The following is a 22,834-nucleotide window of genomic DNA, read 5'->3' as shown; positions in this document are numbered from 1 at the left end:
GCTCGGTCGATGACGCGCCGGCGAGTCGTGACGTGGATCGTCCTCACGGTGGTGGCGGTGATCGTCTTCGTCGTCGCTTGGGTCGGTATCCGTGGCTTGCTCGCCGTGCGGGACCTGCAGTCGTCGGTCACACACGTCGCAACGCTCCGAGCGCAGATCGCCGACGCCAACAGCGACGGTGCGCGCCGCACGGCGGGCGAGTTCCAGGACCGGGCAGACGGCGCCAGGTCGCTGACGTCGGACCCGATCTGGCGAACGGCCGAAGTCGTTCCGTTGGTGGGGCCGGACCTCCGTGCGGTTCGGCAGATATCGAATGTTGTCGCAACCGTCGCGGACGGTTCCGTCCGTCCCGCGATCAGGGCTCTCGGCAAGGTGAACACGACTGCGTTCCGGCCGAAGGACGGGCGGATCGACGTTGCGGCGATCGCGTCGGCGCGGCCGAGTGTCGACCGCGCGGCGGTAAATCTGCACCGAGCGCTCGAGGAGGCTCGTGCGATCGACACGACGGACACGCTGTCCGTGGTCGACAAACGCGTCGATCAGCTCGTCAACACCCTCGCTCCTGTCGACCACGAGGCGGACGTCGCGCGACGGGTGATCGACCTGGCGCCGTCGATGCTCGGAACCGATGGCGCACGGAACTACCTGCTCCTCGTCGAGAACAACGCGGAGATTCGTGCCGGTGGAGGCATCGCGGGGTCCGTCGTGCTGCTCCACGCGGACGACGGCGAGATCTCGCTGACGCAACAGGCGTCAGGTGCGAGCTTCCCGCGAGTGGACCAGCCGGTCCTGCCGTTGACGACCGAAACACAAGGGCTGTACGGCGCCATCACCGGGCAGTACATGCTCGACACCACGCTCACGCCCCGCTTCGCGACCACCGCGAAACTCGCCTCAGCGTTCTGGCAGCAGCGGTTCGGGCAGAAGGTCGACGGTGTCGTGTCCATCGACCCGGTCACGTTGGGCTACCTCTTGAACGCAACGGGCCCAGTGAAGCTCGCAACTGGTGACACGCTCACGTCGGACAACGCGGTCGCCGTCCTGCTGAGTCAGGTGTATGCGCGCTACTCGGACCCCGGGATGCAGGACGCGTTCTTCGCGTCCGCTGCCAGCTCGGTGTTCAACGCCGTGACCTCTGGCTCCGCAGATCCCGCCAAACTGGTGACTGCGCTGTCGAGAGGAGCAGCAGAGCGTCGCATCATGGTGTGGAGTTCGCGTGGGACCGAGCAGAGCAGGATCGTCGGGACGAGTGCCGCGGGCGGCCTCCCCGTGTCATCGAAGGCGAACGCACGCTTCGGCGTCTACCTCAACGACGCCACCGGCGCGAAGATGGACTACTACCTCACGAAGCAGATCGCCGTGGGGAGCAAGGTCTGCCGCGCCGATGGTCGCCCGACCTGGACCGTGCAGGTCACCCTGAAGAACACGGCGCCAGCGGACGCCGCGACGAGTCTTCCGCCGTACGTCACCGGTGGTGGGGACTTCGGCGTGTCGCCGGGCAACGTCGGAACGAACGTCGCGATCTACGCCCCCAGAACGGGGGTGTTCCTGAGCGCGTCACAGGACGGCAAGGCGGCCAGCCCCCAGACTGCGCTCGACGGCACGTACCCGGTCGTGCAGATCCCAACTCTGCTCTCACCAGGGCAAAGCACCACGCTGACGGTGCAGTTCCTCGGGCCGAAGGCGGCAGCGGGCCACACGGTCGCGGCGGAATCGACCCCGGGCGTTCACCAAACTGTTACACGACCCGTGGACGTCACCTGTGAAAGCCGATAGTTTGATGGAACTTCGCTAATCGAGCGTCCTGCGAGAGGTCAGGCCGCCGTCGCGTTCGAACTAGGGGATCACTCATGAAGAAGACAATCGCGGCGCTGGTGCTCGCCGGCGCAGCCGTCATGGCCGCTCCGATGGCCGCCAACGCCGAGGGCTACGTGCCCGCCAGCAACGTCAGTGTGTCGGGCTCTGTCGTCGCCGGTGGTACGACCATCATCAACTTCGCGCCGGGCTCGTTCGCCGACTCGGAGAACGTCACCATCTCCGTCACGGGTGCCGGTGCCGTCACGATCGGTGCGCTGCCGACGCAGACCGTCACCGCGGTCCGCCAGGCGTCCGCGACTGGTTCGCTCAACGCGCCGATCACGCTGCCCCGCGGTGCCTCGGGCACCTACGAGGTCACCGCGACCGGTGTCACGTCCGGCAACATCGCGACCACGGCCCTCACCGTCGTTCCGGCGGCCGCCACGGGCACGGGCGCCACGGTCACCGCGACCAGCACCGGCCTCGCCTTCACGGGTTCGACCGTCCCGACCCTCCTGGTCTGGAGCGCCGGTGGCGCGGTCGTCCTCGGTGGCGCGCTCGTCGGCGTCACGGCGGCCACGCGTCGTCAGCGCAAGAACGTCTGACACCCAGCACCACACCGAAGCCCCCGAGCCTGCTGGCTCGGGGGCTTCGTCGTTCCGGAACGGCGGACCGACGCCGTCGAACGCAGGCGGAGGCGCGCGTCCGGTGGTTCAGCCGAGCTGCCGCACGCCCGCCCGCCGCCGGAGCCGTGCCAGGACGACGATGCCCACCAGGGTCCCGAGCAACGCCCCGGCCGTGTTCGACAGGACGTCGTCGACGGAGCCGGTCCGCTCGGGCAGGAGCACCGACTGCACGACCTCGATGAACGCACTCGCCACGAACCCGATGGCCACCGGGAGCCACCAGCGCCGGACGCCGATGAGCAGGGCGACGAGGATCCCGAGCGGCACGAAGTACACGATGTTCGCCGTGAACTCGACGGCGGCATAGCCGATCCACTGCGGTGTGCCGTGCCGGTGTAACCAGTCGAGCACCCGGAACAGGAACCCGTCGCTGCCGGCGTCGACGGGGGAGCCGTGGAACGCGATGAGCATGACGGCCACGACGTACAGGACCATCAGGGCGAGGGCGATCCATCGGCTCCGGCCCGTGGGCCCCTCGGTCTCGTGGCCGCGCAGGGCGGCGAGCGACCGTGCCGCCAGGTCCACGAGGACCCCGAACGCCAGGCCGACGACGCAGCCCAGCGCCACGGAGATCGCGTGGGTGCCGGACAGCAGCCGCAGCGCGGCACCCAGCACGACGACGAGCAGGACGACCACGGCGGCCAGGGCCCACGCGGCGCGGGCGCCCAGGCGGGGCAGGAGCAGCCGGGCGGCGATCGGCAGCGGCGCCACGACGAGCGACACGGCCATCGCGGCGACGAACCCGCGGTCGAGCTGGAGCGTCCCGTGCCCGACCGACTGCACGGCGAGCAGGACGCGGACCGCGTCGGCTTCGAGCCGCTGCCGCGCGGCACCGCCGATGAGCACGAACGCGCCACTGGCGAGCACGTACACGACCAGGAGCACGGCGGCGGCCCCCACCACGAACGGGCGTCGTGCTGTCATGCCGAGCAACGCTACCGGGCGGCCGACGGCCGATCCTGGAGGCGCCCCCACCGCGGCCTGAACGGTTCCGTCTCCCTGGATCGGCGTGCGCACATGCACCGCGCCTAGGGTTCGCGCATGTCCGCCAGACCGCGCTCACGACCCAGCTCACCCATCCGCCCGCGCGGCTCGAACGGCCGCGCCAAGTTCCGCTGGTGGCAGTGGGTGCTCGTCGCCGCGCTCGCGGTGGTGGTCGTGGTGCTCGTGGTGGTGGCGCTCACCCGCTGACGGTGGGCTACGCGACCGGCTCGATGAGCTGCGGCCCGGCGTTCCGCACGCTGTTCACCGCGCGGGAGACCTCGTACTGCACCAGGTCGTGCGCGACCTCGTGCGATTCGCGGTCGAGCAGCGCCAGGAGCTGGTCGGGCGACAGGGTGTCGTCGAGCCAGGCGTCGTAGCTGTTCGGGGTCAGGAACGCGGGCATGCGGTCGTGGACCTCGCCGGGGGCGACGTGGGCGTCGCGGGTGATGATCGCCATCGACAGGCGCCACTTGTCCGGGTCGCCCTCGGGCTTGGTCGGGTCCGGCCAGGCGCTCACGACGCCGGCCATCGCCAGGGCGCCGTCGGGCTGGTGGATGTAGTGGGGCTCCTTGCCGGTCTCGGTCAGGACCCACTCGTAGTACCCCTGCGCCGGGACGATGCAGCGGTTGCCCGCGAACGCCGTGCGGAACATGCCCGAGGTCGCGACGGTCTCGATCCGGGCGTTGATCGGCTGGGGCCGCTGCTTCCGGAAGTCCTTGGCCCACGACGGCACGAACCCCCAGTGCACGTCGGGCATCGCCCGCTCGCCGCGGAACTGCCGGACCGCCTGCACGTCGTCCGTCGGGGCGATGTTGTAGTTCTCGACGAGTCCGGTGCTGACGACGCCCGTGTCCTCGTCGACGTGCTCGGTGCGGGACGCGAGCTCACCCACGAGCTCGGGCAACAGGTCAGCGGTGGTGTCGGAGACGACGAATCGGCCACACATGCGACCAGTGTGCCCGAGCGCAGCCAGTGTGCTCGAGTCTGGGCGCGCTCACCGGACAAGGGCAGCGCGCTACCAGATCGGTGTCATATGCTCGCGCATCCGGCACGTTCCTGATGTGCTGGTACCGGCGCGGACCCCGACGTGCCGTCCACGATCCCGAGAGGTACCCGCCTCGTGACCAACGAACACCCCGACGTCCGTCGTCCCTCCGCGCACCACCTCGACGAGGCGGAGCAGGCGGCCGAGGCCGAGCGCGCCATCGCCATCCGCGAGGAATCCGAGCGCGCCGAGGCCGGCCACGCCGGCGAGGCCGCGCTCGTCGTCCCCGTGCCCGAGGAGGACGACGACGACCTCGACGCCGAACTCGCCCCGAGCGGTCCGTCGATCGCCGGGCTCCTCGCCTCCCCCACCCCTCGGACCGCGCAGGCATCCGCCGTGTCGGTGGCGCGACCGGGCGACGGCGGTGTCCTCCACGATCCCGACCTGCTCGCCGCACCGAACCGCGCCAACGCCCGTCGTGCGACGCGCCGGAACGTGCTCATCGCCTCCATCGGGTTCGTTGTGCTCGGGCTGGTGCTGCTCGTCATCGCGGCGCCGACGCACGCACCGATCTCCGTGCCGATCGTGCTCATCGTCGCCGGACTGCTCGGTGCGGCCCTGTCGCTCGTGCTCCGCCGCGACAGCCGGGAGGACCGGGAGCCGTCCCACGGATCGGCCGAGGGCCGACGCCGACGCTGAGTCGCCGGGTCGGGCCTCCCGGTCGTGTCCCCGCGGCACCCGGAGCGCGCCGTTCCGGCGCGGTCAGACCACCGAGAACCCGTCCGGGAGCGACCCGCGCCCGGTCAGGGCCAGGAGGACGGCCTCGCCGTCGCCGCGCGCGTTGCCGGCCGACACGGCCAGGACCGCGCACGACTCCACCGCGTCCGGCGGGGGCGCGCACGGCACCTCGATCGCGCGTGCGAGGTCGATCGTGTGCACGACGAGCTCGAACACCCGCGTGCGCAGGTACTCCTCGAGCGGGATCCCCATCCCGCCGATCGACACGGCACGGTCCGGGGGAGCCGCCTCGATCGCGGCCTTCGCGCGGGCCAGGGCGTCCGTGATCCGCAGGAGCGGCTCGTCCCCGAGCCAGATCCCCGCAGCGATGCCGCGCTGCGTCACGGCGTTCGAGTCCGTGAACTGCTCGTAGACGGTGGCGTAGTACAGCGCCGCGGTCGGGATCGTCACCTCGGCCGGGGGCTCGAGGTGCAGGTACTGCTCGACCGTCAGGAGCGCGCGCGTGGTGTGCCCGACCAGGCTCCGCACGGTCCACTCGCCCAGTGCCGGTCGCTCCCACGCGTCGTGGGGGACCTGTGCGACGACGGCCACGAAGGCATCGGCGGACGAACTGAACTGGGCAACGCTGCTCATCACCACATCGTGGCCGCTCCTTGCGGTGTGCGTCCACCGGATACACGTCAGCGACCGTCCAGTCCCGTGGTGTGAGGTGGGGTCCATGACCCTTGACATCACGTACACCGCGATCGCCCACGCCACGGGCGGCGGTCGCGACGGACACGTCCGGAGCGAGGACGACCGCCTCGACTTCGACACCCGCCCGCCCACGGAGATGGGTGGCAACGGCGAGGGCACCAACCCCGAGCAGCTGTTCGCCGCCGGGTACTCGGCCTGCTTCCTCGGCGCCTACCACCTGGTCGGCAAGCGGCTCGGCGTCGACACCACCGACGCCTCCGTGTCGGCCAGCGTGAGCATCGGCGACAACGGCGAGGGCGGGTTCGGCCTGGCCGTCGAGCTCGACATCTACGCCCCGAACGTGCCGGCGGACCGTCGGCAGGAGGTCGCCGAGGCCGCGCACCAGGTGTGCCCGTACTCGAACGCGACGCGCGGCAACGTCGAGGTCACGCTCTCGCTCGTCGACTGATCGTCGGCGAGCAGCACCGAACGCCCGGTCCCCGATGCGGGGGCCGGGCGTTCCACGTGCCGGGACGTCGTACTCCTGTTCGTGAGTGGTTGTCAAACCCCAGTGTTGGAGCGAACGTACCCGCCACCCCCGGGCCTAGCGTGCGCAGGCAGAACAGCTCGTGAAGGGGGCGCCATGCGACGGAGCGTGGGAATGCGGTTGTCCGCGGTCGGATTGTCCGCGGGACTGGTGGTTGGGGGTGCCCTCGTCGTCGCAGGACCGGCGTCAGCGGCACCGGGGGATGCGTCCGCGGTCGGCATCAGTGCCGTCGCGGACGCGGATGTCGCAGGCGTGGCCACGCTGGACGTCAACGCGGCCGTCGGTGACGTCGCGGTCACGGGATCAGGTGACCGCGCCTTCACCGACGCGGACGGCTCGACGCTGGCCGATGTCGCGGCGGCGGACATCACCGTCGGGGCGGTGACGACCTCGGCGAACAGCAACGCGACACGGTCCACGGCGTCCTCGCAGATCGCGGGTGCGAACGTGGCGCTGTTCGGGCAGAGCGTGCTCACCGCGGACGCGGCGACCGCGACGGCGACGTGCCCGGTCGGCGGGACGCCGACGAGCGCCGCGGACCTGGTCGGCCTGACCCTGCTCGGCCGTGCGGTGACACTGAACGCCGCCACGCCGACCGCGACGGTGAGCGCGGACCTCACCGGCGCGCTCGCCGGTGCGACCCTGACAGTCCAGGCGAGCCGCGTCCAGACGACCACCGGGACCACCGCGACGGGCACGGCCGTTCGCGCGGTCGCGACGCTGAACGGCACCGTCGCCGGTGTTCCGCTGGTCAACGAGACCGTCGCGACGGTCGTCCTCGCGAACGCGACCTGCGAGACGCCCACCGCGCCGATCCCGGTCACCGCGACCAGGATCACGCCCACGACCGGACCGACCACCGGAGGCCAGACGGTCACCATCACCGGCACCGGGTTCACGGCTGACACCACCGTGACCTTCGGCGGGACCCGGGCGACGAACGTCCAGGTCGCCGCCGACGGGAACTCCCTGACCGCCGTCACGCCGGTCGGCGCCGCGGGCCCGACCACCGTGGTCGTCAGCGACCCGAACGGGACCGCCCGGCTCGGGTACACGTACGTCGCGCCGACCGTGACCGGGATCACGCCGGACCAGGGCCCCGCTGCGGGCGGGACGTCCGTCACCATCAGGGGAACGGGCCTCCAGAACGCGACCGGCGTCACGTTCGGCGGAACGGCCGGCACCATCCGCTCCGTCTCCGCGGACGGCACGCAGATCGTCGTCACGACGCCGCCGGGTGCCGGCCTCGCCGACGTCGTCGTCGGGTTCCCCGGTGGCACGACGGTCGCCGCACCGGACCAGTTCCTCTACGTCACCGCCGGTGCGCCGACGATCACCGGTGTGACCCCCGCGTCCGGTCCGACCTCCGGCGGCCAGACCGTGGTCGTCTCGGGCACCGGACTCGGTGACGTCACCGGCGTCACGTTCGGTGGCGTCCCGGCGACGATCGTGGGCACGCCGACCGACACCAGCGTCACCGTCACCACGCCCGCCGGTGCGGCCGGCCCGGTCGACGTCGTCCTGACCGACCCGGCCGGTGCAGCCCGTGACGATGACGGCTACACCTACCGCGCCGCACCCACCGTCACGGGCACCGACCCCGGGCAGGGATCGACGACGGGAGGCACGACGGTCACCGTGAGCGGAACCGGCTTCGTGCCCGGCGGGACCAGCGTCACGATCTGCGGGACGACCATCCCCGCTGCGGACGTGACGGTGAACGCTGCCGGCACCCGGCTGGCGTTCACGACGCCGGCCTGCGACCCGGGAGCCACGACGATCACCGTCACGACGACCGGTGGCACGAGCGGCGCCACGGGCTTCCGCTACGTGGCTGCGGCGGCCACCGGGACCGGCGCGACCGGTGCAGGCACCGGCGCTGCGCTGCTGACCGGCGACCGTGGCGGTGACGGCACCGGGGCGAACGCCCTCGCCTACACCGGCTCGGACGCCCGACCCGCTGCGATCACGGGCATCGGCCTGCTCGGGCTCGGCGGGATCGTCGCGCTCATCGGGTACCGACGCCGCCGCCACCTGCGTCTCCGCTGACGCGGCGACCGGCGACCTGGAGGCCGTCGTGGGTGATGCTGATCACCCGCGGCGGCCTCCGTCGTCGACAGCCGCGTCGAGTGACGGCTCGCTCGGCGATCCCCGCATCAGGTCGGATCCCCACCGCGAGTCGAGGGTCCGCGCCGCGTCGTGCGCTCGTCCCGGGACGGGGCGTCAACGTGCGCAGGTGGTGGTGCCCAGGCCGAAGAGCCGGATGGTGGTGATGCGGACCGTGCTGGTCGACGGCGTGGTCCAGGTGTCGGTGAGGTCGGTACGGATGCTGACCGTGGACGTCTTCCATGCGAAGAAGTCGGCTGCGTCGAGCGTGCTGGTGCGTGCCCCGGGCGCGGTGACGGTGCCGTCGGGCTGGCCGTCGACGAGGACGGTGAAGTGGTCGGGTGCGGTGCCGGTGTAGGTCCACCCGATGGTGACGGAACCGTTCGTGTTGTTGGTGCAGGTCAGCGCCGTCGCCGGCGTCGCGGTCGCGGTGGCGAGGGAGCTCGCACCGGTCATCGCCGTCGTGGAGAACGACGCTGCGGCAGCGGGTGCTGCCAGGGCGACGCTGACGAGCGCACATGCGGCAGTGGCGACGATCGCTGCCGTGGTGCGTCGATGCGTGGGTGCGACTCGATGGCGTCCATGCGGGCGGCGTGATGGTCTGCCCGATGCGTCCCCGTCCGCTTCCACGGCGGGGAGCAGAGCGAGGCCGCTGAGGACGACGAGCCCGACCGCGAGCGCCGCGACGCGGCCAGTGCGGTGTTCCGCCATCCAGAGGACCGGTGTGCCGACCAGCGGGACCCGGAGGTACCCGACACCGAGGACCGAGGATCGAGTGATCGGTGTCGAGTCGGCCGAAGCGTTGGCGTCGCCCTTGGTGGTGAGCGTGCCGTCGTCGTTGAGTGCGTGGAAGCGGTGGAGGCGGAGCATGTCGGCGTGGTCCGGGTCCGAGAAGAGCAGGACCTGACCCTTCCGGAGCTCGCGTACCGCGACGGGCTTGCTGACGACCACGTCACCCGGCTGGAGAGCGGGTTCCATCGATCCGGTCATCACGGTGGTGCTGTGCCACCCGAGCGCCAGGGGGGCGGCGGCCCAGAACGCCATCCCGATGACGGCAGCGATGACACCGCGCGCGGTGAGCACCACCGCGAACCGGATCCACGACGATGCGCGCATCACGATCCTCCCTCGATGGTCAGGAGTTCTGGGCTTCCCACGTGAAGCCGAGGCTCGCGGTGGCGCCCATGAGCGACGCCGGCGCGTCGGGCGACACCGTGTACGTGATCTGGAACGTCTTGGTCTCTGCCTTGTCGCCGGCCGGCTTCCACGTGCCGATGCCGGTGGCGTAGTCGGTGTGGGTCGACGCGAACGACGCCAAGGTGTCGTTGTACAGCGTCCCGTCCACGCCGGAGGTCGGGGTGAACCCGGCGCAGGTGCCGTACCCGCCGCCCGTGCCCTGCTTGATCTGCAGGTTGACGGAGGACGCGAGTGCCTTCGTCTGCTGGACGTTGGTGGCGTAGAGCTTGACCGCGCTGGCGAGGGAACCGCTCGAGGTGACCGCGATGCAGTTCGTGCCCGTGGAACCCGGCTTCAGGTTCGATGCGCTGAACAGTGCGCCGTTGGCTGCGTCGTTGGTGAGCGCGACGGTGCCCATCGACCAGTTGTTCGCGTCGTCCGACGAGGTCGCGGAGAACGCCGAGTAGGAGGCCGTGGAGACGGCGACGCCAGCGGCGAGCAGTGCAGCCGGGATCACGGCCAACGTCGAGATACGAGCGAGGGTACGGGTGGGGCGACGCATGTCAGATTCCATTCCGGTCAGTCGGTTTCGCTCGATTTTCGAGCTATTTGGAGCATAAGCCTCGATATTCGATGGTGTCAATTTTCGAGCAAAACGGACTGTGAGTAGAATCAGCGGGTGCCAGCGCCTTCGTCCTCACGCTCTCGAGACCCGGACCGCCTCCTCGACGAGGCCGTCGCCGCCTTCTACAGCGGGCAGGTCGAGCACGCGCACCTCGTGCAGCACCTGGCGGTCGTGCATCAGCTCAACCCGGTCGATCTCCGCGCGCTGAAGTTCCTCGCGGCGATCGACGAGGACCGGACGCCGAAGGACCTCGGTCGGTACCTCGAGATGGGAACGGGGGCCGTCACCGCCTTGCTCGACCGCTTGGTGAAGCGGGGACTCCTTGAGCGTGTGCGGAATCCGGACGACCGCCGAAGCGTCCGCATCCAACTGACCCCTGATGGGTTCGCTGTGATCGGCTCACTGCGCGCGGCCTATCGCCGGGCGCTGCAGGAAGCCCTGCCCGCCGAGCACATCGATGTGTTCATCGAGTTCACGGAGCGGCTGTCGCATGCCCTCCGCGACGCCGTCGCCGATTGACTCGACGCGCTCGGAGCCCGGTTCTGGCTGCGCGCTACTGCGCTGCCGCGTGCCGCTGCAGGTGCTCCGACGTCTTGAGCGTCAGGTACGAGCACAGGTGGCCGATCGCGCTCACCTCGGCCGCCAGGGTCAGCACCTGCTCGGCCGAGACCCGGGCGTCGTTCTCACGGCGCTCGAACGTCACCGTCCACTCCGGCGAGCCACCGATCTCGCGCTGCAGGTAGACCTCGGTGCCACTGGTCTCCAGGTGCACGACGATGAGCGCGGTGTCGATGGTCGCCTGGTCCCAGGACATGTCGATCGCGTGGGGGGCAGCAGGCAGGTGCATCGACTCGGAGCGGAAGTCGGTGATCCAGCCCTCGAGTTCGTCGATCGTGAGCCGTGGCACGGCGCCTCCTCGTGATGGTGCGTCAGGTGGATCGGAACCGACGGGTATTTTCCCTGATCTCCGTCCGGAGCGGGTTCAGTTCGTTCGGTCCGTGGACATCATGCTGCGTTCCGCGGCCGACGTCCCTGGTTCCGCGAGCGGTCGGCGCATCACGACGAAGTGCACGTCCGGCACGAGCGGCGTCGCGCCCCAGGCCTCGGCTGGGAACGGCCGGGTCGCGCCGGTCGGCACGAACCCGAGGCGTCGGTACCAGGCGATGAGCGCTGACTGCTGCGCGACGACCGTGATCTCGAGCGCGGCGGCGTCGAACGTCGTGCGGGCGTGCTCGGCGGCGGCCTCCATCATCCGGCGCCCCAGGCCCCTGCCCTGGATCGTCGGCTCGACCGCGAAGGTGCCGAAGTAGGCGAGGCCTGGGCCATGCCGCTGGACCTGGCAGGTGGCGATGATCCGGCCCTCGTCGACGCCGACGAACACGACCGAGTCCGGCGCAGCGATGAGCGCGCGGATCTGCTCCGTGTCGGTACGGCGACCGCCGATGACGTCGACCTCACTCGTCCAGCCCTCGCGGCTCGCCTCGCCGCGGTAGGCACGCTCGACGAGGTCCGCGACGGTCGCGGCGTCCTCGAGCGTGGCGCGTCGGATCGTCAGGGGAGTGCTCATGGACCAACCGTAAACGCGGTCGCGGGGTGCTGCGGTCCTCCCGGGCCGGTGGCGGTGGGGTCGATGCGGACGTCACGCTTGCGGCGGGGAGGGGTCGGGCCTCCCGAGCCGGTGGCGAGGCGGCGTCGCGGTCCTACGCTGAGGACATGTCAGCGGAACGATGCCCCTGCCTGAGCGGCAATCCGTACGCGGAGTGCTGCGGCCCCCTGCACGCGGGAGCGGCCGCGCCCACGGCCGAGCGGCTCATGCGCTCGCGGTTCACGGCGTTCGCGCTCACCATGCCGGAGTACCTGTTGACGTCGTGGCACCCGCGGACGCGGCCGACGAGCCTCGAGCTCGACCCGATGATGCGGTGGACGCGACTCGACGTCCTCGGGACCAGCTCGGGAGGCCCGTTCGACACCAGCGGGACCGTCGAGTTCCGCGCGTGGTGGCGGACGCCCTCGGAGCGGGGCGAGCTGCACGAGGACAGCGCGTTCGTGCGCGAGGCCGGGCGCTGGTTCTACGTGGACGGTGTGACGAGCTGACGCTGGTTCCTCCCGGTGGCCGGTCCCTCCCGATGGCCGGGCCCCTTTCGGCGGGGCGGGGCAGGGGTCAGGCGGCGTGCTCGACGGCCTGGACCGCCGCGGCGACGCCGCCGCTCCACGGGGCGCCGTGACCGGGGAGCACCCAGCGGGCGTTCGTGTCGACCAGGGCGCGGAGCGACCGGACCGCCTGCTCGGGTTCGTCGGTGAACGGCGCGGGCGCGGGACCCGTGCGGCCGGTGAGGACATGCCGGGTCGTCAGTCCGTCGCCGACGAACACGGCGTCGACGGCCGGGACGAACACGGCGATGCTGCCCGGCGAGTGCCCCGGGGTGCTGATGATCCGCGGGGCGCCGGGGAGGTCGAGGGTCTCGCCGCCGTGCACCTCGACCACCTCGGTGAGCCAGTTCGTCCGGAGCCCGCCCTTGCGCATCGAGTAGCCCAGGAATCCGAGCAGGGGGCCGAGGCGCATCGACTGCTTGCCGGCCTTCGGCTTGTCGCCGCCCTTGGCCCGCGCGGCGTCGGCGGCGTGGACGTACACGGGGACGCCGCGCTCACGGCGCAGGCGTTCGGCGAACCCGACGTGGTCGGAGTCGCCGTGGGTCAGGACGACGCCGCGCACGTCGTCGAGCGAGCGGCCCATCGAGGCGAGTTCGGCGACCAGGTCGTGCCACGACCCGGGGAGGCCGGCGTCGATGACGGTGATGCCCTCGGGCGCCACGACGAGGTACGCGGCGACGATGTCGTTGCCGATGCGGTGGAGGTTCGGTGCCAGTTCCATGATGGCTACTGTAGTTAGCCATGATGGCTACCGTCAATAGCTATGCTGATGGACATGCCCACCCCGGAACGCACCTCCCTCGACGCGATCGTGACCGCCGCCCGTGACCTGCTCGAGCACGACGGGCTGGCCGGTCTCACCATGCAGTCCGTCGCGCTGCGGGTCGGGGTGCGGGCGCCCTCCTTGTACAAGCGGGTGTCGAGCCGCGACCACCTGATCCAGCTCGTGGCCGAGGCGACCCTGTCGGACCTCGCGGGGCGGATGGAGTCCGCCACCACTGCCGCCGAGGTCGCCGACGTGTTCCGGACGTTCGGGCACGAGCGGCCCGCCGCGTTCCAGCTCGTCATGACGCCGGGCGCGGGCGTCTCCGCTGCCCGGCCGGAGTTCGGCGCTGCGGCCAGTGTCGCCGTGGTGCGGTTCGGCGGCGAGCTCGCCGGCGAGGAGCACGCGCTCGAGGCGGCGCGGACCCTCACGGCCTGGGTGGTGGGGTTCGTCGGCATGGAACTCAACGGGCGCTTCGAGCTCGGCGGGGACGTCGAGGCGGCGTGGGCGTTCGGGCGGGAGCGCATCGTCGCGGCACTGAGGGTGGGGCGCTGACGCAGGTCGGGTGCGCATGCGGACGACAACGGGGCATGCGGGCGCGCGCGCACTCGTCGTCCGCATGCGCAGCCCTGGCGTCAGGCTCGGTCCCGCGCTGGCGCCCGGCTCAGTCCCCCGTCGGCTCGAACCCGTGGCGGCGATCGCCGAGCACCCGCTCGGTGACCTCGCGCTCGGCCTCGGGCGAGAACGGCTCCCGCCGCGCTCGCACCGCCGCGGCCGTCTGCTCCGCGATGAGGTCCATGTTGACCGCCGCGCCGGCCATCACGCCCGCGGCGGCGGAGCTCATGACCTGCGCGCCGATGTCCGTCACGTTCCCGGCCGCCCACACGCCGGGCAGCGCAGTCCGACCGGTCGGGTCGGCGGGGACGTGTCGGCCCATGCCGCTCGGATGCTCGGCGACCTCGCCGCCGAGGTGCTCGAACACGTCCGCTCGGGCGACCACCCGCGTCTGCACGGCCACCGCGTCGAGGGGGAACACATGCCCGTCGTCGAGTTCGACACCCGTCAACCGGTCGTCGTCGACGAGCACCCGGGCGACCGGACCCTCGACGACGCGGATGCCCCGAGCCGCCAACCGCTCCCACTCCTCGTCCGAGGGCTCGGGCATCGTGTGTCGGAAGAGCGTCACGTCGTCGCTGAGCTGCCGGAAGAGCAGCACCTGGTGGACGGCCATCGCGCCGGAGCCGAGCACGCCGATCCGCTGGCCCCGGACCTCCCAACCGTGGCAGTAGGGGCAGTGCACGACGTCGCGCCCCCAGCGCTCGCGCAGTCCGGGCACGTCGGGGAGCTCGTCGACCGCGCCCGACGCCAGGACGAGACGGCGGCCGCGGAGTCGGCTGCCGTCCTCGAGGCTGACGGCGATGCGGTCGCCCTGACGTGTGGCGGCGGTCGCTCGTCCGACGGCGATGCGGACGCCGTAGCGCTCGGCGTCCGCGCGGGCCAGGCGCAGGAGGTCGGTCGGTGCGGTCCCCTCGCGGCCGAGGACGTTGTGGGCGGCCGCCGCCCGTGCGTTCCGGGGCTCGCCCGCGTCGACGACCACCACCGATCGCATCGAGCGCGCCAGTGCCGTCGCGGCGCTCAGGCCGGCCGCACCGCCGCCGATGACGACGACGTCGTGGTCAGTGTGTGTGGGCATGTCGTTCCTCCTCGTTCGACCGTCAGCTTGTGCGGTGCTCGCCGAAGTGGCAATCGTTCTTGCGGGAATGGCAAAGTGGGTCCATGGACGAGACGTGGGAACGCACCCTCGACGCGGTCGGCGGCCGGCTTCGGAAGCTCCGGACGAACCGCGGACTGACGCTCGCGCAGGTGTCCGCCGCCACCGGGGTGTCCGTGAGCACGCTGTCACGGCTCGAGTCGGGCGGGCGACGTCCCACACTCGAGCTGCTCCTCCCGCTCGCCCGCGAGTACCAGGTGCCGCTCGACGAGCTCGTCGGAGCGCCACCGAGTGGCGACCCGCGCATCCACATTCGACCCTTCCGCGCCCACGGCCACACGATCCTGCCGCTCGGGCGCGGGGCCGTCGGGATCACCGCGTTCAAGCACGTCATGCCGGGACGGGTCGCGCCGGCCGTGCCCGAGCCCATGACCCATCCCGGGCACGAGTGGCTGTACGTCCTGACCGGCCGACTCCGCCTCGTGCTCGGCGACCAGGACATGGTGCTCGGTCCCGGTGAAGCGGCCGAGTTCGACACCCGCACCCCACACTGGTCCGGTGCTGCGGGGCCGGAAGCGGTCGAGTTCCTCAGCCTGTCCGGGAGGAGCGGGGAGCGCGCGCACGTCCTGCCCACGTCCGGCGCGCGGTAGCGTAGGAGCGTGCGCAACTCGTCATGGCAGGAGGTCGCCGGCGGTCCATCCGCCGACGTCAGGTGACGGCCGCCCCGGCCCCCGCTTCCGCGGATGCCGGCTGGCGGCGCAGTGGATCGATCCCGGTCGTCGTGACCGTCGTCCGCTGTGCCCTCCTCCCCATGACACCTGCCCGGCGCCAGCGCGCCCGGGCTGAGAGAACGGCACACCCATGCTCCCCATCACCGAGAAGGCCATCCGCGCCGCGTTCGTGAACGCCTCGCGGAAGGAGGTCTCCGACATCACCCTGCCCAGCGGGTTCGACGCGCTCGACTGGGATGCGCTCGACTACCTCGGCTGGCGCGACCCGAAGATCGGACGTCGGGCGTACGCGATCGTCCCCGACGGCGACGCCCTCGTCGGCATCCTGTTCCGCCAGGCCGATGGCGGCACCCGCACCCGGCCGCAGTGCGCCTGGTGCCAGGACGTCCGCCTGCCGAACGACGTGCTGTTCTACAGCGCGCGCCGGAGTGGGGCCTCGGGGCGGAACGGCAACACCGTCGGCACGCTCGTCTGTGCCGACTTCCAGTGTTCGGCCAACGTGCGGAACCCACCGCCGCCGGCGTACCTCGGGTTCGACGTCGAGGCGGCCCGGCACGAGCGCATCGTCAGCCTCCGGCAGCGGGCGGCCGCGTTCGCGCGGGACGTGCGGGGGGCGTGAACCGTCCGGGGGCGTGAACGATCCGCGGAGCGGGGGCTGTCCGCGCGGCGTGTGCGGTCCGCGGAGCCTGAGCCGTCCGCGGGGCGTGAGCCGCTGTGGAGGCGCGGGTCGCTGGGGAGGCGTGAGCCACTGGGGAGGCGCGGGGCCGCGCCTCCCCAGTGCATCGGAATTGACAATCATTATCGATAGTGAATAGCGTCGCGGTGCGGGCGCAGCGTGGTCGCCGCCGCCCGCCCCTGTCGAGCGGCCTCGGAACGGACCTCCACCCCTCATGCGTCAACGCGCCCTCATCGCCCTCGCCGCCGTCGCCGGCGCCGCCGCTCTCGGTCTCACCGGATGCTCGAGTTCTGGAGGGGCGGGTGGAACGCCCGGATCCGGGTCGTCCGCCTCCGGTGGCTCCGGGTCCTCCGGCCGGATCGACGTCGTGGCGTCGACCAACGTGTACGGCGGCCTCGTGTCGACGATCGGCGGCTCCCACGTGCACGTGACGAGCATCCTGTCCGACCCCTCGCAGGACCCGCACTCGTTCGAGGCCTCGCCCCGCACCCAGCTCGCCGTGTCCCATGCGGACCTGCTCATCGAGAACGGCGGCGGGTACGACTCGTACATGGAGACCCTGCGTGACTCGACGAAGTCCAAGGCCGACCTCATCGACGTCGTCAAGCTGTCCGGGCTCCGGAAGGCCGGCGACGACGACTTCAACGAGCACGTGTTCTACAGCTACCCGACCATGGTCCGGTTCGTCAGTCGCGTGGCGACCGAGCTCGGGCAGGAGCAGCCCGCGCACAAGGGGTCGTTCCGGGCCAACGCGGCACGGGTCACCAAGCAGCTCCAGGGCCTCGAAGCGCAGACGGCAGCGCTCAAGCAGCAGGACGCCGGCGACCGCGTGGCCTACACCGAGCCGGTGCCGGGTTACCTGTTCGACGCGATCGGGCTGCGCAACGTCACCCCGCAGGACTTCTCGGAGGCGATCGAGGAAGGCGACGACGTGCCACCCGCGGCGCTCAACGACACGCTCCAGCTGTTCAGTGGCAAGGACCCCGTCAAGCTCCTCGCCTACAACGACCAGACCTCGAGCCCCGAGACCGAGCAGGTCAAATCCGCGGCGCGCAGCAACCACGTGCCGGTCGTCGGCGTCACCGAGACCCTGCCGTCCGGCAAGGGCTACATCGCCTGGCAGCAGAGCAACATCGACGCCGTCAAGAAGGCGCTGGCGGGCTGATCGCCGACAGCCCGACCGAGGCCCGCATGGCATCGCGGACGCGGGCCTCGTCGGGCAGCAGCAGGTCGGCGTCCCCGCTCGTGAAGAACCGGATCTGACCGATGGCCTGCTCGACGAGCATGTCGAGCCCGTTGAGCACCCGGCCGCCCGCTGCCGACCAGCGCTCGGCGACCACCGACGGCCACGGGTCGTACGCGACGTCGAACAGGACGGCGTCGTCGCCTGACGGGTGCAGTTGCAGGGTGTCGGCGGCGCCGCCCGGCAGCGTCGAGATGACGAGCCCCGACGCGGGAGCATCGGGCAGGTCCGCCAGCGGGTGCACCTCGAGCGTCACACCGAGCCGCGTCGCGAGCAGCACGAGTTCGCTCGCCTTCGTCGTGTCGCGCAGGTACACGCGCACGAACGACGCCCCGAGACGGAGCGACGCGAACAAGGCGCTCGCCGCGGTGGCTCCGCCGCCCAGGATCGTCGCGGCACCCGGCACGTGCCCCAGGGCCTCGACCGGGCGGACGATGCCGTCGACGTCGGTGTTCGCCCCCGAGAGCACGGTGCGGCCGGCCTCGGTCCGGAGGAGCAGGGTGTTCGCGACGCCGAGCTCGTCGACGAGCGGTGTCGTGCGATCGAGCAGGGGCAGGACCTCGCGCTTGAGCGGCATCGTCAGGCTCAGGCCGCGCCACGAGCTGTCCAGGTCACCGACGAACGCCTCGAGCCCGCCGGAGCCGACCTCGTGCCGCTCGTACGTCAGATCGAGACCGAGGGCCTGGTACGCCGCCGCGTGCAACGTCGGCGAGAGCGAGTGGTCGATCGGCTGACCGAGGACGGCGAGGCGGGTGCGGTCGGGATCGGGGAGAGCAGCGGGCACAGCGCATCACCCTACCGACCGGGACCGTGACCGCTGGGCGACTCAGCTGGGCAGGAGCGGCGAATCCGCGGGGTCGAGCGGTGCCGCCCCGGTCGCCCCGAGTGCCCGGATCAGGTCGAACCGCGAGGCGTCCTCGGTGCCCGGCTCGGCCGTGTTCGTGACGATGTGCAGGTCCTCGCCTGACACGTTGAGCACGTCGCAGTCGAGCAGCACCGGCCCGACCGTCGGGTGCAGGATCGTCTTCCGCTCCGTCCGGTGTCGGGCGGCGCCGACCTGCGCCCACAGCTCGGCGAACCGGGGACTCCCGGCGACGAGCTCGTCGATCAGCGCCTGCAGCTGCCGGTCCTGTGGGTAGCGCACCGTCGTCGTCCGCAGGTCCGACGTGATCGCCTGCTCGAACCGCTCGGTCTCGCCCTCCTCGCGCAGCAGCCGGGTCGGCGAGCCGAGGAAGTGCCGCCGGACGACGTTCCGCTCCGGCCCGCTCGCCGGAGGAGCGCCGTGCAGCGCGTCCCATGCCGCGTTGGTCGTCAGGATCGTCCAGTCCGCACTGCACACCGCGATGGCGGCGTCCGGCATCCGCGTGATCAGCCGTTGCACGCTCGGTGGCACGAACGTCGGGACCACCGTCGGTAACGGAGCGGCGAGCCCGGCCGCCACGTACAACTGGTCGCGCTCGCCCTCGGACACCTGCAGCGCGCGGGCGATCGCGGCGACGACCTGCGCCGACGGCCGGTCCGCCCGCCCCTGCTCCAACCGCACGACGTAGTCGACCGACACCCCGGCCAGGGCCGCCAGTTCCTCACGCCGCAACCCAGTCGCCCGCCGCCCGGCACCGGCCGGGAGGCCCGCCGCGGCCGGGTGCAACCGGTCGCGCCACGCGCGCAGCAGGGTCGCGAAGTCGCCTCGTTCGGTCATGCATCGATGGTCCCACCGACCGCGGTCCCCTGGGTGGTACCGCCGGTCACACTGTTGACGGTTCCCTGGTAGCCCCCGCTGTGGAGGAGCACGGTGGAGCCATGACAACGACACTCATCACCGGCGGCAACAAGGGACTCGGGTACACGGCGGCGCAGCGACTCCGCGACCTCGGGCACACCGTCGTCATCGGATCCCGCGACCCTGAGCGCGGTGCATCGGCAGCAGCGGAGCTCGGCGTGGACTGGATCACCATCGACGTCGCCTCCGACGAGTCCGTCGCGAAGGCCGCCACCGAGTTCACCGAACGGTTCGGCACCCTCGACGTGCTCGTCAACAACGCGGGCATCGCCGGAGGCCGTGCACCGCTCGACGAGCTGGACGGGCCCGCGATCGCCCAGGTGCTCGACACGAACACGGTCGGCCCCGTCCGGGTCGTCCACGCGTTCCTCCCGCTGCTCCGTCGTTCCACGGCGCCCGTCGTCGTGAACGTCTCGAGCGGCCTCGGCTCGTTCGCCGTCCGCGCCGACGACTCCCGGATCGAGGCGCAGATCCCGACCCTCTCGTACAGTGCGAGCAAGGCCGCGCTCAACATGCTCACGACGATCTACGCCAAGTGGATCCCGGACGTGCGCTTCAACGTGGTCGACCCCGGCTACACCGCCACCGACCTCAACGGCAACTCCGGCCACCAGACCGTGGAGGAAGGCACCGACGCGATCGTCGCCATGGCCACGATCGGCGCCGACGGCCCGACCGGCACGTTCGTCGATCGCAGCGGCGCCGTCGCCTGGTGATCGGGCCATCGGCCATGGCCGGGAGGCGGGGCGCGCGTCCGACGTGCGTCGCGCCTCCCGGCCGCGTCCTGGAGGGACGGTGCGCGTCCGACGTGCGCCGCGCCACCCGGCGGGGCCGCGGACGCGTCGCTAGCGCTGGGCGATGAGGACGGCGGCCGCGTCGCGGGCCTCGGCGGCCCACGGCAGCTGCGGCTCCGTGTGTGCGCCCACCATGGCACCGTCGTAGAGCATCGCGAGCCGGATCGCCGTCGCGGCGGGGTCGGCGGTGCCGGCCCGGCTGGCGAGGTCGGTGAAGAGCGCCCGGATCCAGGTGCGGTGCTCGACGTTCACGACGTGCGCGGGCGAGTCCGTCGTGCTCTCGGCCTCGGCGTTGATGAACGGGCAGCCGTTGAAGTCGTCCGTCGCGAACCACGTGCCGAGCAGGTCGAAGACCATGAGGATCTGCTCTGCCGCGTCGACGTCGGCCGCGGCGAGCTGCGTCGTGAGATGGTCGCGCCAAGCGAGGCTCCGGCCCTCGACGTACGCGCCGACCAGGTCGTCCTTCGTGCGGAAGTACGTGTACATGGTGGCCTTCGACACGTTCGCGGCATCGGCGATCGTGTCGACGCCGGTCGCGTGGATGCCGTCGGCGTAGAAGAGCCGGTCGGCGGTCTGCACGACGCGGTCGAGCGCAGGGCGCTTGCGGGTGCGGGGTGTCGTGGTCGCCACGTCGGGCCTCCTTGAACTGATCTGTTCAGTCTACGACGGGGGCGGGGGCGCCGATCGAGACGGCGGCACCCCCGCGCCTTCCGCGTCAGGCCTGCTGCTGGTACGCCAGATCGGCGGCGGTGAGGCCCTCGAGCGCCATCCCGAACGGGACGTCCTGGGTCAGGCGGCGTCGCAGGGCGAGGTTGAGTGTCTGCTTCTGCAGCGAACGGTAGAGCGCGGGCTTGGCGGCGAGCTTCCGCGCGATCTCGATGCCGCGCTCGAGGGCGTGCTCGTGCGCGACGACCTCGTTGACGACACCCCACTGCAACGCGGTCTGCGCGTCGATGGTCTCGCCGGTCCAGAGCAGCCACTTGGCGCGCTGGGTGCCGGCGATCTCCTCCCACACCACGTGCAGGCCGTCGCCGGCGGTGATGCCGAACGCGGGGTGTGGGAAGTCGCCGTAGGTCGCCCGCTCCGACGCGATGTGCACATCGGCGAGCAGCAGGTACTCCGAGTGGATCGTGGCGGTGCCGTTCGCGACGCCGACGACCGGCATCGGCAGGTCGAGGAGGCGCTCGAGGACCTTGCGGCCCTCGACGCGGGTCTTCTCCCACGCGGCCGGCTTGAAGATCTCGCCGAGGCTCGGGCCGTCGATGTCCTTCATGAAGTGCTCGCCGGTGCCCGTGATGACCAGGGCCCGGTTGTCGGCATCGAGCGCGATGTCCTCGAGGGCCTGGGGGAGGTCCTCGTGGGTCCGGCCGGTGAAGGTGAGAGGTCCGCCGTCCGTGTGGAAGCGGAGGACGAGCACGCCGTTCTCGTCGCGCTCGAAGGCGAGGTTGTCGTACTGGTCGAAGTAGGTGGGCGTGGTCATGGTGGCTCCTCGGGCTCGGTTGGAAACTGAACAGGTCTGTTCAGCCGTGTTGCCTCAACCATACAGATCAGTTCAGTTACGTCAAGCCAGACTCCCGGGAGGCGTCGGGGCGGCTTAGGGTAGCCTCACCTTCGTGACTGCCAGCCGTCGGCCCGCGCGCCGCCTCCGTTCCCTCGTCGCCGCCATCGCGACCGCCGTCGTGGCCACCCTCGTCCTCGCCGGGTGCAGCAGCGGCACCGCCTCGAACAGCGCCTCGCAGACGGCGACGAGCGGCTCCTCCTACCCGGTGTCGGTGCAGACCGCGTTCGGCACGACGACGATCCCGTCCGCGCCGAAGCGCGTGGTCGCGCTCGGGTGGGGTGACGCCGAGACGGCCCTCGCCCTCGGTGTCCAGCCCGTCGGCGCGAGCGACTGGCTCGCGTTCGGCGGCGAGGGCGTCGGCCCCTGGCTCAAGGGCGCGTACACCACGTCGCCGAAGATCATCGGCACCCTCGAGCCGAGCTACGAGCAGATCGTCGCGCTCAAGCCCGACCTGATCCTCGACACGAAGAGCTCGGGCGACAAGGACCGCTACCAGAAGCTCTCCGCCATCGCCCCGACCGTCGCCATCCCGAAGGGCGGCGCGAACTACCTGACGAGTACCGACCAGCAGGTGACCATGATCGCGAAGGCCCTCGGCAAGGTGCAGCAGGGCAAGGACCTGCTCGACCAGGTGGACTCCGCGTTCGCCAGCGCGCGGAAGGCCCACCCCGAGTTCAAGGGCAAGACGGCCGTCATCGGTGCGTACACGTCGAGCGGGTACGGCGCCTACGCCTCGGGCGACTCCCGCGTCGCGTTCATGAAGCAGCTCGGGTTCACCCAGCCGAAGGCGGTCGACAAGGCCGCGGGCAGCGCGTTCTCCGCCACGCTGTCGAACGAGAACCTCGACCTGCTCGACGCCGACCTCACCGTGATCCTGCCGATCTACACGACGGCGGCCCAGGCGTCCTCGAGTCCGTTGTTCAAGCAGGTGCCCTCGGTGAAGAAGGGTCACGTCATCGTCGAGCGCAACGCGGACGTCTCCTCCGCGTTCTCGATCGGGACCGTGCCCGCGATCCTCTGGGCCCTGAAGCGGCTGCCGGACCAGTTCGCGGCGAAGCTCGGCTGACCCGCCCTAGGCCCTCGGCCCCGCCCCGGGCCCTCGGCC

The 22,834-nt window shown here is 71.4% G+C and carries 27 protein-coding genes; 14 read left to right on the top strand and 13 right to left on the bottom strand.

What is annotated here, in order from left to right; genetic code table 11:
* Positions 1-9 precede the first annotated feature (9 nt).
* Complete coding sequence (locus DEI81_RS13715; protein WP_146244104.1) at positions 10-1,776, top strand: DUF4012 domain-containing protein; 1,767 nt, start codon at positions 10-12, stop codon at positions 1,774-1,776.
* Positions 1,777-1,850: 74 nt separating this feature from the next.
* Positions 1,851-2,402 carry a sortase gene (locus DEI81_RS13710; protein ID WP_111011291.1) on the top strand — a complete coding sequence of 184 codons (552 nt, stop codon included), beginning with the start codon at positions 1,851-1,853 and terminating at the stop codon, positions 2,400-2,402.
* Between the two features lie 108 nt (positions 2,403-2,510).
* Here DEI81_RS13710 and DEI81_RS13705 read toward each other — a convergent pair whose 3' ends face one another.
* Complete coding sequence (locus DEI81_RS13705; RefSeq protein WP_111011290.1) at positions 2,511-3,407, bottom strand: VanZ family protein; 897 nt, start codon at positions 3,405-3,407, stop codon at positions 2,511-2,513.
* A gap of 117 nt (positions 3,408-3,524) precedes the next feature.
* On the opposite strand from DEI81_RS13705, the gene DEI81_RS16295 reads away from it, so the two are divergent.
* The gene (locus tag DEI81_RS16295; RefSeq protein WP_181435049.1) at positions 3,525-3,674 is read left to right on the top strand and encodes a hypothetical protein; all 150 of its coding nucleotides are present in this window, start codon (positions 3,525-3,527) and stop codon (positions 3,672-3,674) included.
* A gap of 7 nt (positions 3,675-3,681) precedes the next feature.
* Here the strand turns inward: DEI81_RS16295 and DEI81_RS13700 are convergent, their stop codons facing one another.
* Entirely contained in the window at positions 3,682-4,413 is a 732-nt protein-coding gene (locus DEI81_RS13700; RefSeq protein WP_111011289.1) for an SOS response-associated peptidase, read from the bottom strand.
* Positions 4,414-4,587: 174 nt separating this feature from the next.
* Here DEI81_RS13700 and DEI81_RS13695 point away from each other — a divergent pair, with 174 nt between their 5' ends.
* Positions 4,588-5,151 carry a DUF3040 domain-containing protein gene (locus tag DEI81_RS13695; RefSeq protein ID WP_111011288.1) on the top strand — a complete coding sequence of 188 codons (564 nt, stop codon included), beginning with the start codon at positions 4,588-4,590 and terminating at the stop codon, positions 5,149-5,151.
* A 63-nt stretch (positions 5,152-5,214) separates the two neighbouring features.
* Here the strand turns inward: DEI81_RS13695 and DEI81_RS13690 are convergent, their stop codons facing one another.
* Positions 5,215-5,823: a maleylpyruvate isomerase family mycothiol-dependent enzyme gene (locus DEI81_RS13690; protein WP_181435431.1), complete on the bottom strand. Its 609-nt coding sequence runs from the start codon at positions 5,821-5,823 to the stop codon at positions 5,215-5,217.
* 85 nt (positions 5,824-5,908) lie between these two features.
* Here DEI81_RS13690 and DEI81_RS13685 point away from each other — a divergent pair, with 85 nt between their 5' ends.
* Together DEI81_RS13685 and DEI81_RS13680 are read left to right on the top strand one after the other, a co-directional pair.
* On the top strand, positions 5,909-6,334 hold the full coding sequence (locus DEI81_RS13685; RefSeq protein WP_111011329.1) for an organic hydroperoxide resistance protein: 426 nt from the start codon (positions 5,909-5,911) through the stop codon (positions 6,332-6,334).
* A 330-nt stretch (positions 6,335-6,664) separates the two neighbouring features.
* Complete coding sequence (locus tag DEI81_RS13680; RefSeq protein ID WP_181435430.1) at positions 6,665-8,461, top strand: IPT/TIG domain-containing protein; 1,797 nt, start codon at positions 6,665-6,667, stop codon at positions 8,459-8,461.
* A gap of 174 nt (positions 8,462-8,635) precedes the next feature.
* Here the strand turns inward: DEI81_RS13680 and DEI81_RS16710 are convergent, their stop codons facing one another.
* Complete coding sequence (locus DEI81_RS16710) at positions 8,636-9,634, bottom strand: signal peptidase I (protein WP_111011285.1); 999 nt, start codon at positions 9,632-9,634, stop codon at positions 8,636-8,638.
* Positions 9,635-9,653: 19 nt separating this feature from the next.
* On the bottom strand, positions 9,654-10,256 hold the full coding sequence (locus tag DEI81_RS13670) for a hypothetical protein (protein ID WP_111011284.1): 603 nt from the start codon (positions 10,254-10,256) through the stop codon (positions 9,654-9,656).
* A 117-nt stretch (positions 10,257-10,373) separates the two neighbouring features.
* Here DEI81_RS13670 and DEI81_RS13665 point away from each other — a divergent pair, with 117 nt between their 5' ends.
* Positions 10,374-10,838 (top strand): MarR family winged helix-turn-helix transcriptional regulator, encoded by a 465-nt coding sequence (locus DEI81_RS13665; protein ID WP_111011283.1) that lies wholly within the window; start codon positions 10,374-10,376, stop codon positions 10,836-10,838.
* 34 nt (positions 10,839-10,872) lie between these two features.
* Here the strand turns inward: DEI81_RS13665 and DEI81_RS13660 are convergent, their stop codons facing one another.
* Together DEI81_RS13660 and DEI81_RS13655 are read right to left on the bottom strand one after the other, a co-directional pair.
* Positions 10,873-11,226 (bottom strand): hypothetical protein, encoded by a 354-nt coding sequence (locus DEI81_RS13660; RefSeq protein ID WP_111011282.1) that lies wholly within the window; start codon positions 11,224-11,226, stop codon positions 10,873-10,875.
* Positions 11,227-11,301: 75 nt separating this feature from the next.
* Entirely contained in the window at positions 11,302-11,886 is a 585-nt protein-coding gene (locus tag DEI81_RS13655) for a GNAT family N-acetyltransferase (protein ID WP_111011281.1), read from the bottom strand.
* 146 nt (positions 11,887-12,032) lie between these two features.
* On the opposite strand from DEI81_RS13655, the gene DEI81_RS13650 reads away from it, so the two are divergent.
* The gene (locus DEI81_RS13650) at positions 12,033-12,413 is read left to right on the top strand and encodes a YchJ family protein (RefSeq protein ID WP_111011280.1); all 381 of its coding nucleotides are present in this window, start codon (positions 12,033-12,035) and stop codon (positions 12,411-12,413) included.
* Positions 12,414-12,480: 67 nt separating this feature from the next.
* Here DEI81_RS13650 and DEI81_RS13645 read toward each other — a convergent pair whose 3' ends face one another.
* Entirely contained in the window at positions 12,481-13,191 is a 711-nt protein-coding gene (locus DEI81_RS13645) for an MBL fold metallo-hydrolase (RefSeq protein WP_111011279.1), read from the bottom strand.
* Between the two features lie 54 nt (positions 13,192-13,245).
* Here DEI81_RS13645 and DEI81_RS13640 point away from each other — a divergent pair, with 54 nt between their 5' ends.
* Entirely contained in the window at positions 13,246-13,788 is a 543-nt protein-coding gene (locus tag DEI81_RS13640) for a TetR/AcrR family transcriptional regulator (protein WP_111011328.1), read from the top strand.
* 109 nt (positions 13,789-13,897) lie between these two features.
* Here DEI81_RS13640 and DEI81_RS13635 read toward each other — a convergent pair whose 3' ends face one another.
* Positions 13,898-14,926, bottom strand: a complete 1,029-nt coding sequence (locus DEI81_RS13635; protein ID WP_111011278.1) for an NAD(P)/FAD-dependent oxidoreductase — start codon at positions 14,924-14,926, stop codon at positions 13,898-13,900.
* An 83-nt stretch (positions 14,927-15,009) separates the two neighbouring features.
* Here DEI81_RS13635 and DEI81_RS13630 point away from each other — a divergent pair, with 83 nt between their 5' ends.
* The 3 genes from DEI81_RS13630 (at position 15,010) to DEI81_RS13620 (ending at position 17,516) form a co-directional block, all read left to right on the top strand.
* Positions 15,010-15,594 carry a helix-turn-helix domain-containing protein gene (locus tag DEI81_RS13630; RefSeq protein WP_111011277.1) on the top strand — a complete coding sequence of 195 codons (585 nt, stop codon included), beginning with the start codon at positions 15,010-15,012 and terminating at the stop codon, positions 15,592-15,594.
* Positions 15,595-15,805: 211 nt separating this feature from the next.
* Complete coding sequence (locus DEI81_RS13625; RefSeq protein ID WP_111011276.1) at positions 15,806-16,294, top strand: FBP domain-containing protein; 489 nt, start codon at positions 15,806-15,808, stop codon at positions 16,292-16,294.
* A gap of 271 nt (positions 16,295-16,565) precedes the next feature.
* Entirely contained in the window at positions 16,566-17,516 is a 951-nt protein-coding gene (locus DEI81_RS13620) for a metal ABC transporter solute-binding protein, Zn/Mn family (RefSeq protein ID WP_111011275.1), read from the top strand.
* Here the strand turns inward: DEI81_RS13620 and DEI81_RS13615 are convergent.
* On the bottom strand, positions 17,494-18,378 hold the full coding sequence (locus tag DEI81_RS13615) for a shikimate dehydrogenase (protein ID WP_111011274.1): 885 nt from the start codon (positions 18,376-18,378) through the stop codon (positions 17,494-17,496). The two genes, DEI81_RS13620 and DEI81_RS13615, sit on opposite strands and share 23 nt — an antisense overlap.
* 42 nt (positions 18,379-18,420) lie before the next feature.
* The gene (locus DEI81_RS13610; protein ID WP_111011273.1) at positions 18,421-19,293 is read right to left on the bottom strand and encodes a helix-turn-helix transcriptional regulator; all 873 of its coding nucleotides are present in this window, start codon (positions 19,291-19,293) and stop codon (positions 18,421-18,423) included.
* A 101-nt stretch (positions 19,294-19,394) separates the two neighbouring features.
* Here DEI81_RS13610 and DEI81_RS13605 point away from each other — a divergent pair, with 101 nt between their 5' ends.
* Positions 19,395-20,090, top strand: a complete 696-nt coding sequence (locus DEI81_RS13605) for an SDR family NAD(P)-dependent oxidoreductase (RefSeq protein WP_111011272.1) — start codon at positions 19,395-19,397, stop codon at positions 20,088-20,090.
* Between the two features lie 129 nt (positions 20,091-20,219).
* On the opposite strand, the gene DEI81_RS13600 is transcribed toward DEI81_RS13605, so the two are convergent.
* Both DEI81_RS13600 and DEI81_RS13595 read right to left on the bottom strand, forming a co-directional pair.
* Positions 20,220-20,798 carry a TetR/AcrR family transcriptional regulator gene (locus tag DEI81_RS13600; protein WP_111011271.1) on the bottom strand — a complete coding sequence of 193 codons (579 nt, stop codon included), beginning with the start codon at positions 20,796-20,798 and terminating at the stop codon, positions 20,220-20,222.
* A gap of 85 nt (positions 20,799-20,883) precedes the next feature.
* Complete coding sequence (locus DEI81_RS13595) at positions 20,884-21,648, bottom strand: enoyl-CoA hydratase/isomerase family protein (RefSeq protein ID WP_111011270.1); 765 nt, start codon at positions 21,646-21,648, stop codon at positions 20,884-20,886.
* A 133-nt stretch (positions 21,649-21,781) separates the two neighbouring features.
* Between DEI81_RS13595 and DEI81_RS13590 the strand changes: the two genes are divergently transcribed.
* Positions 21,782-22,795: an iron-siderophore ABC transporter substrate-binding protein gene (locus DEI81_RS13590; RefSeq protein WP_111011269.1), complete on the top strand. Its 1,014-nt coding sequence runs from the start codon at positions 21,782-21,784 to the stop codon at positions 22,793-22,795.
* Positions 22,796-22,834: the final 39 nt, after the last annotated feature.

Source organism: Curtobacterium sp. MCBD17_013, from assembly GCF_003234565.1.
Lineage (GTDB): Bacteria > Actinomycetota > Actinomycetes > Actinomycetales > Microbacteriaceae > Curtobacterium.
This window is presented reverse-complemented; position numbering and strand designations above follow the sequence as displayed.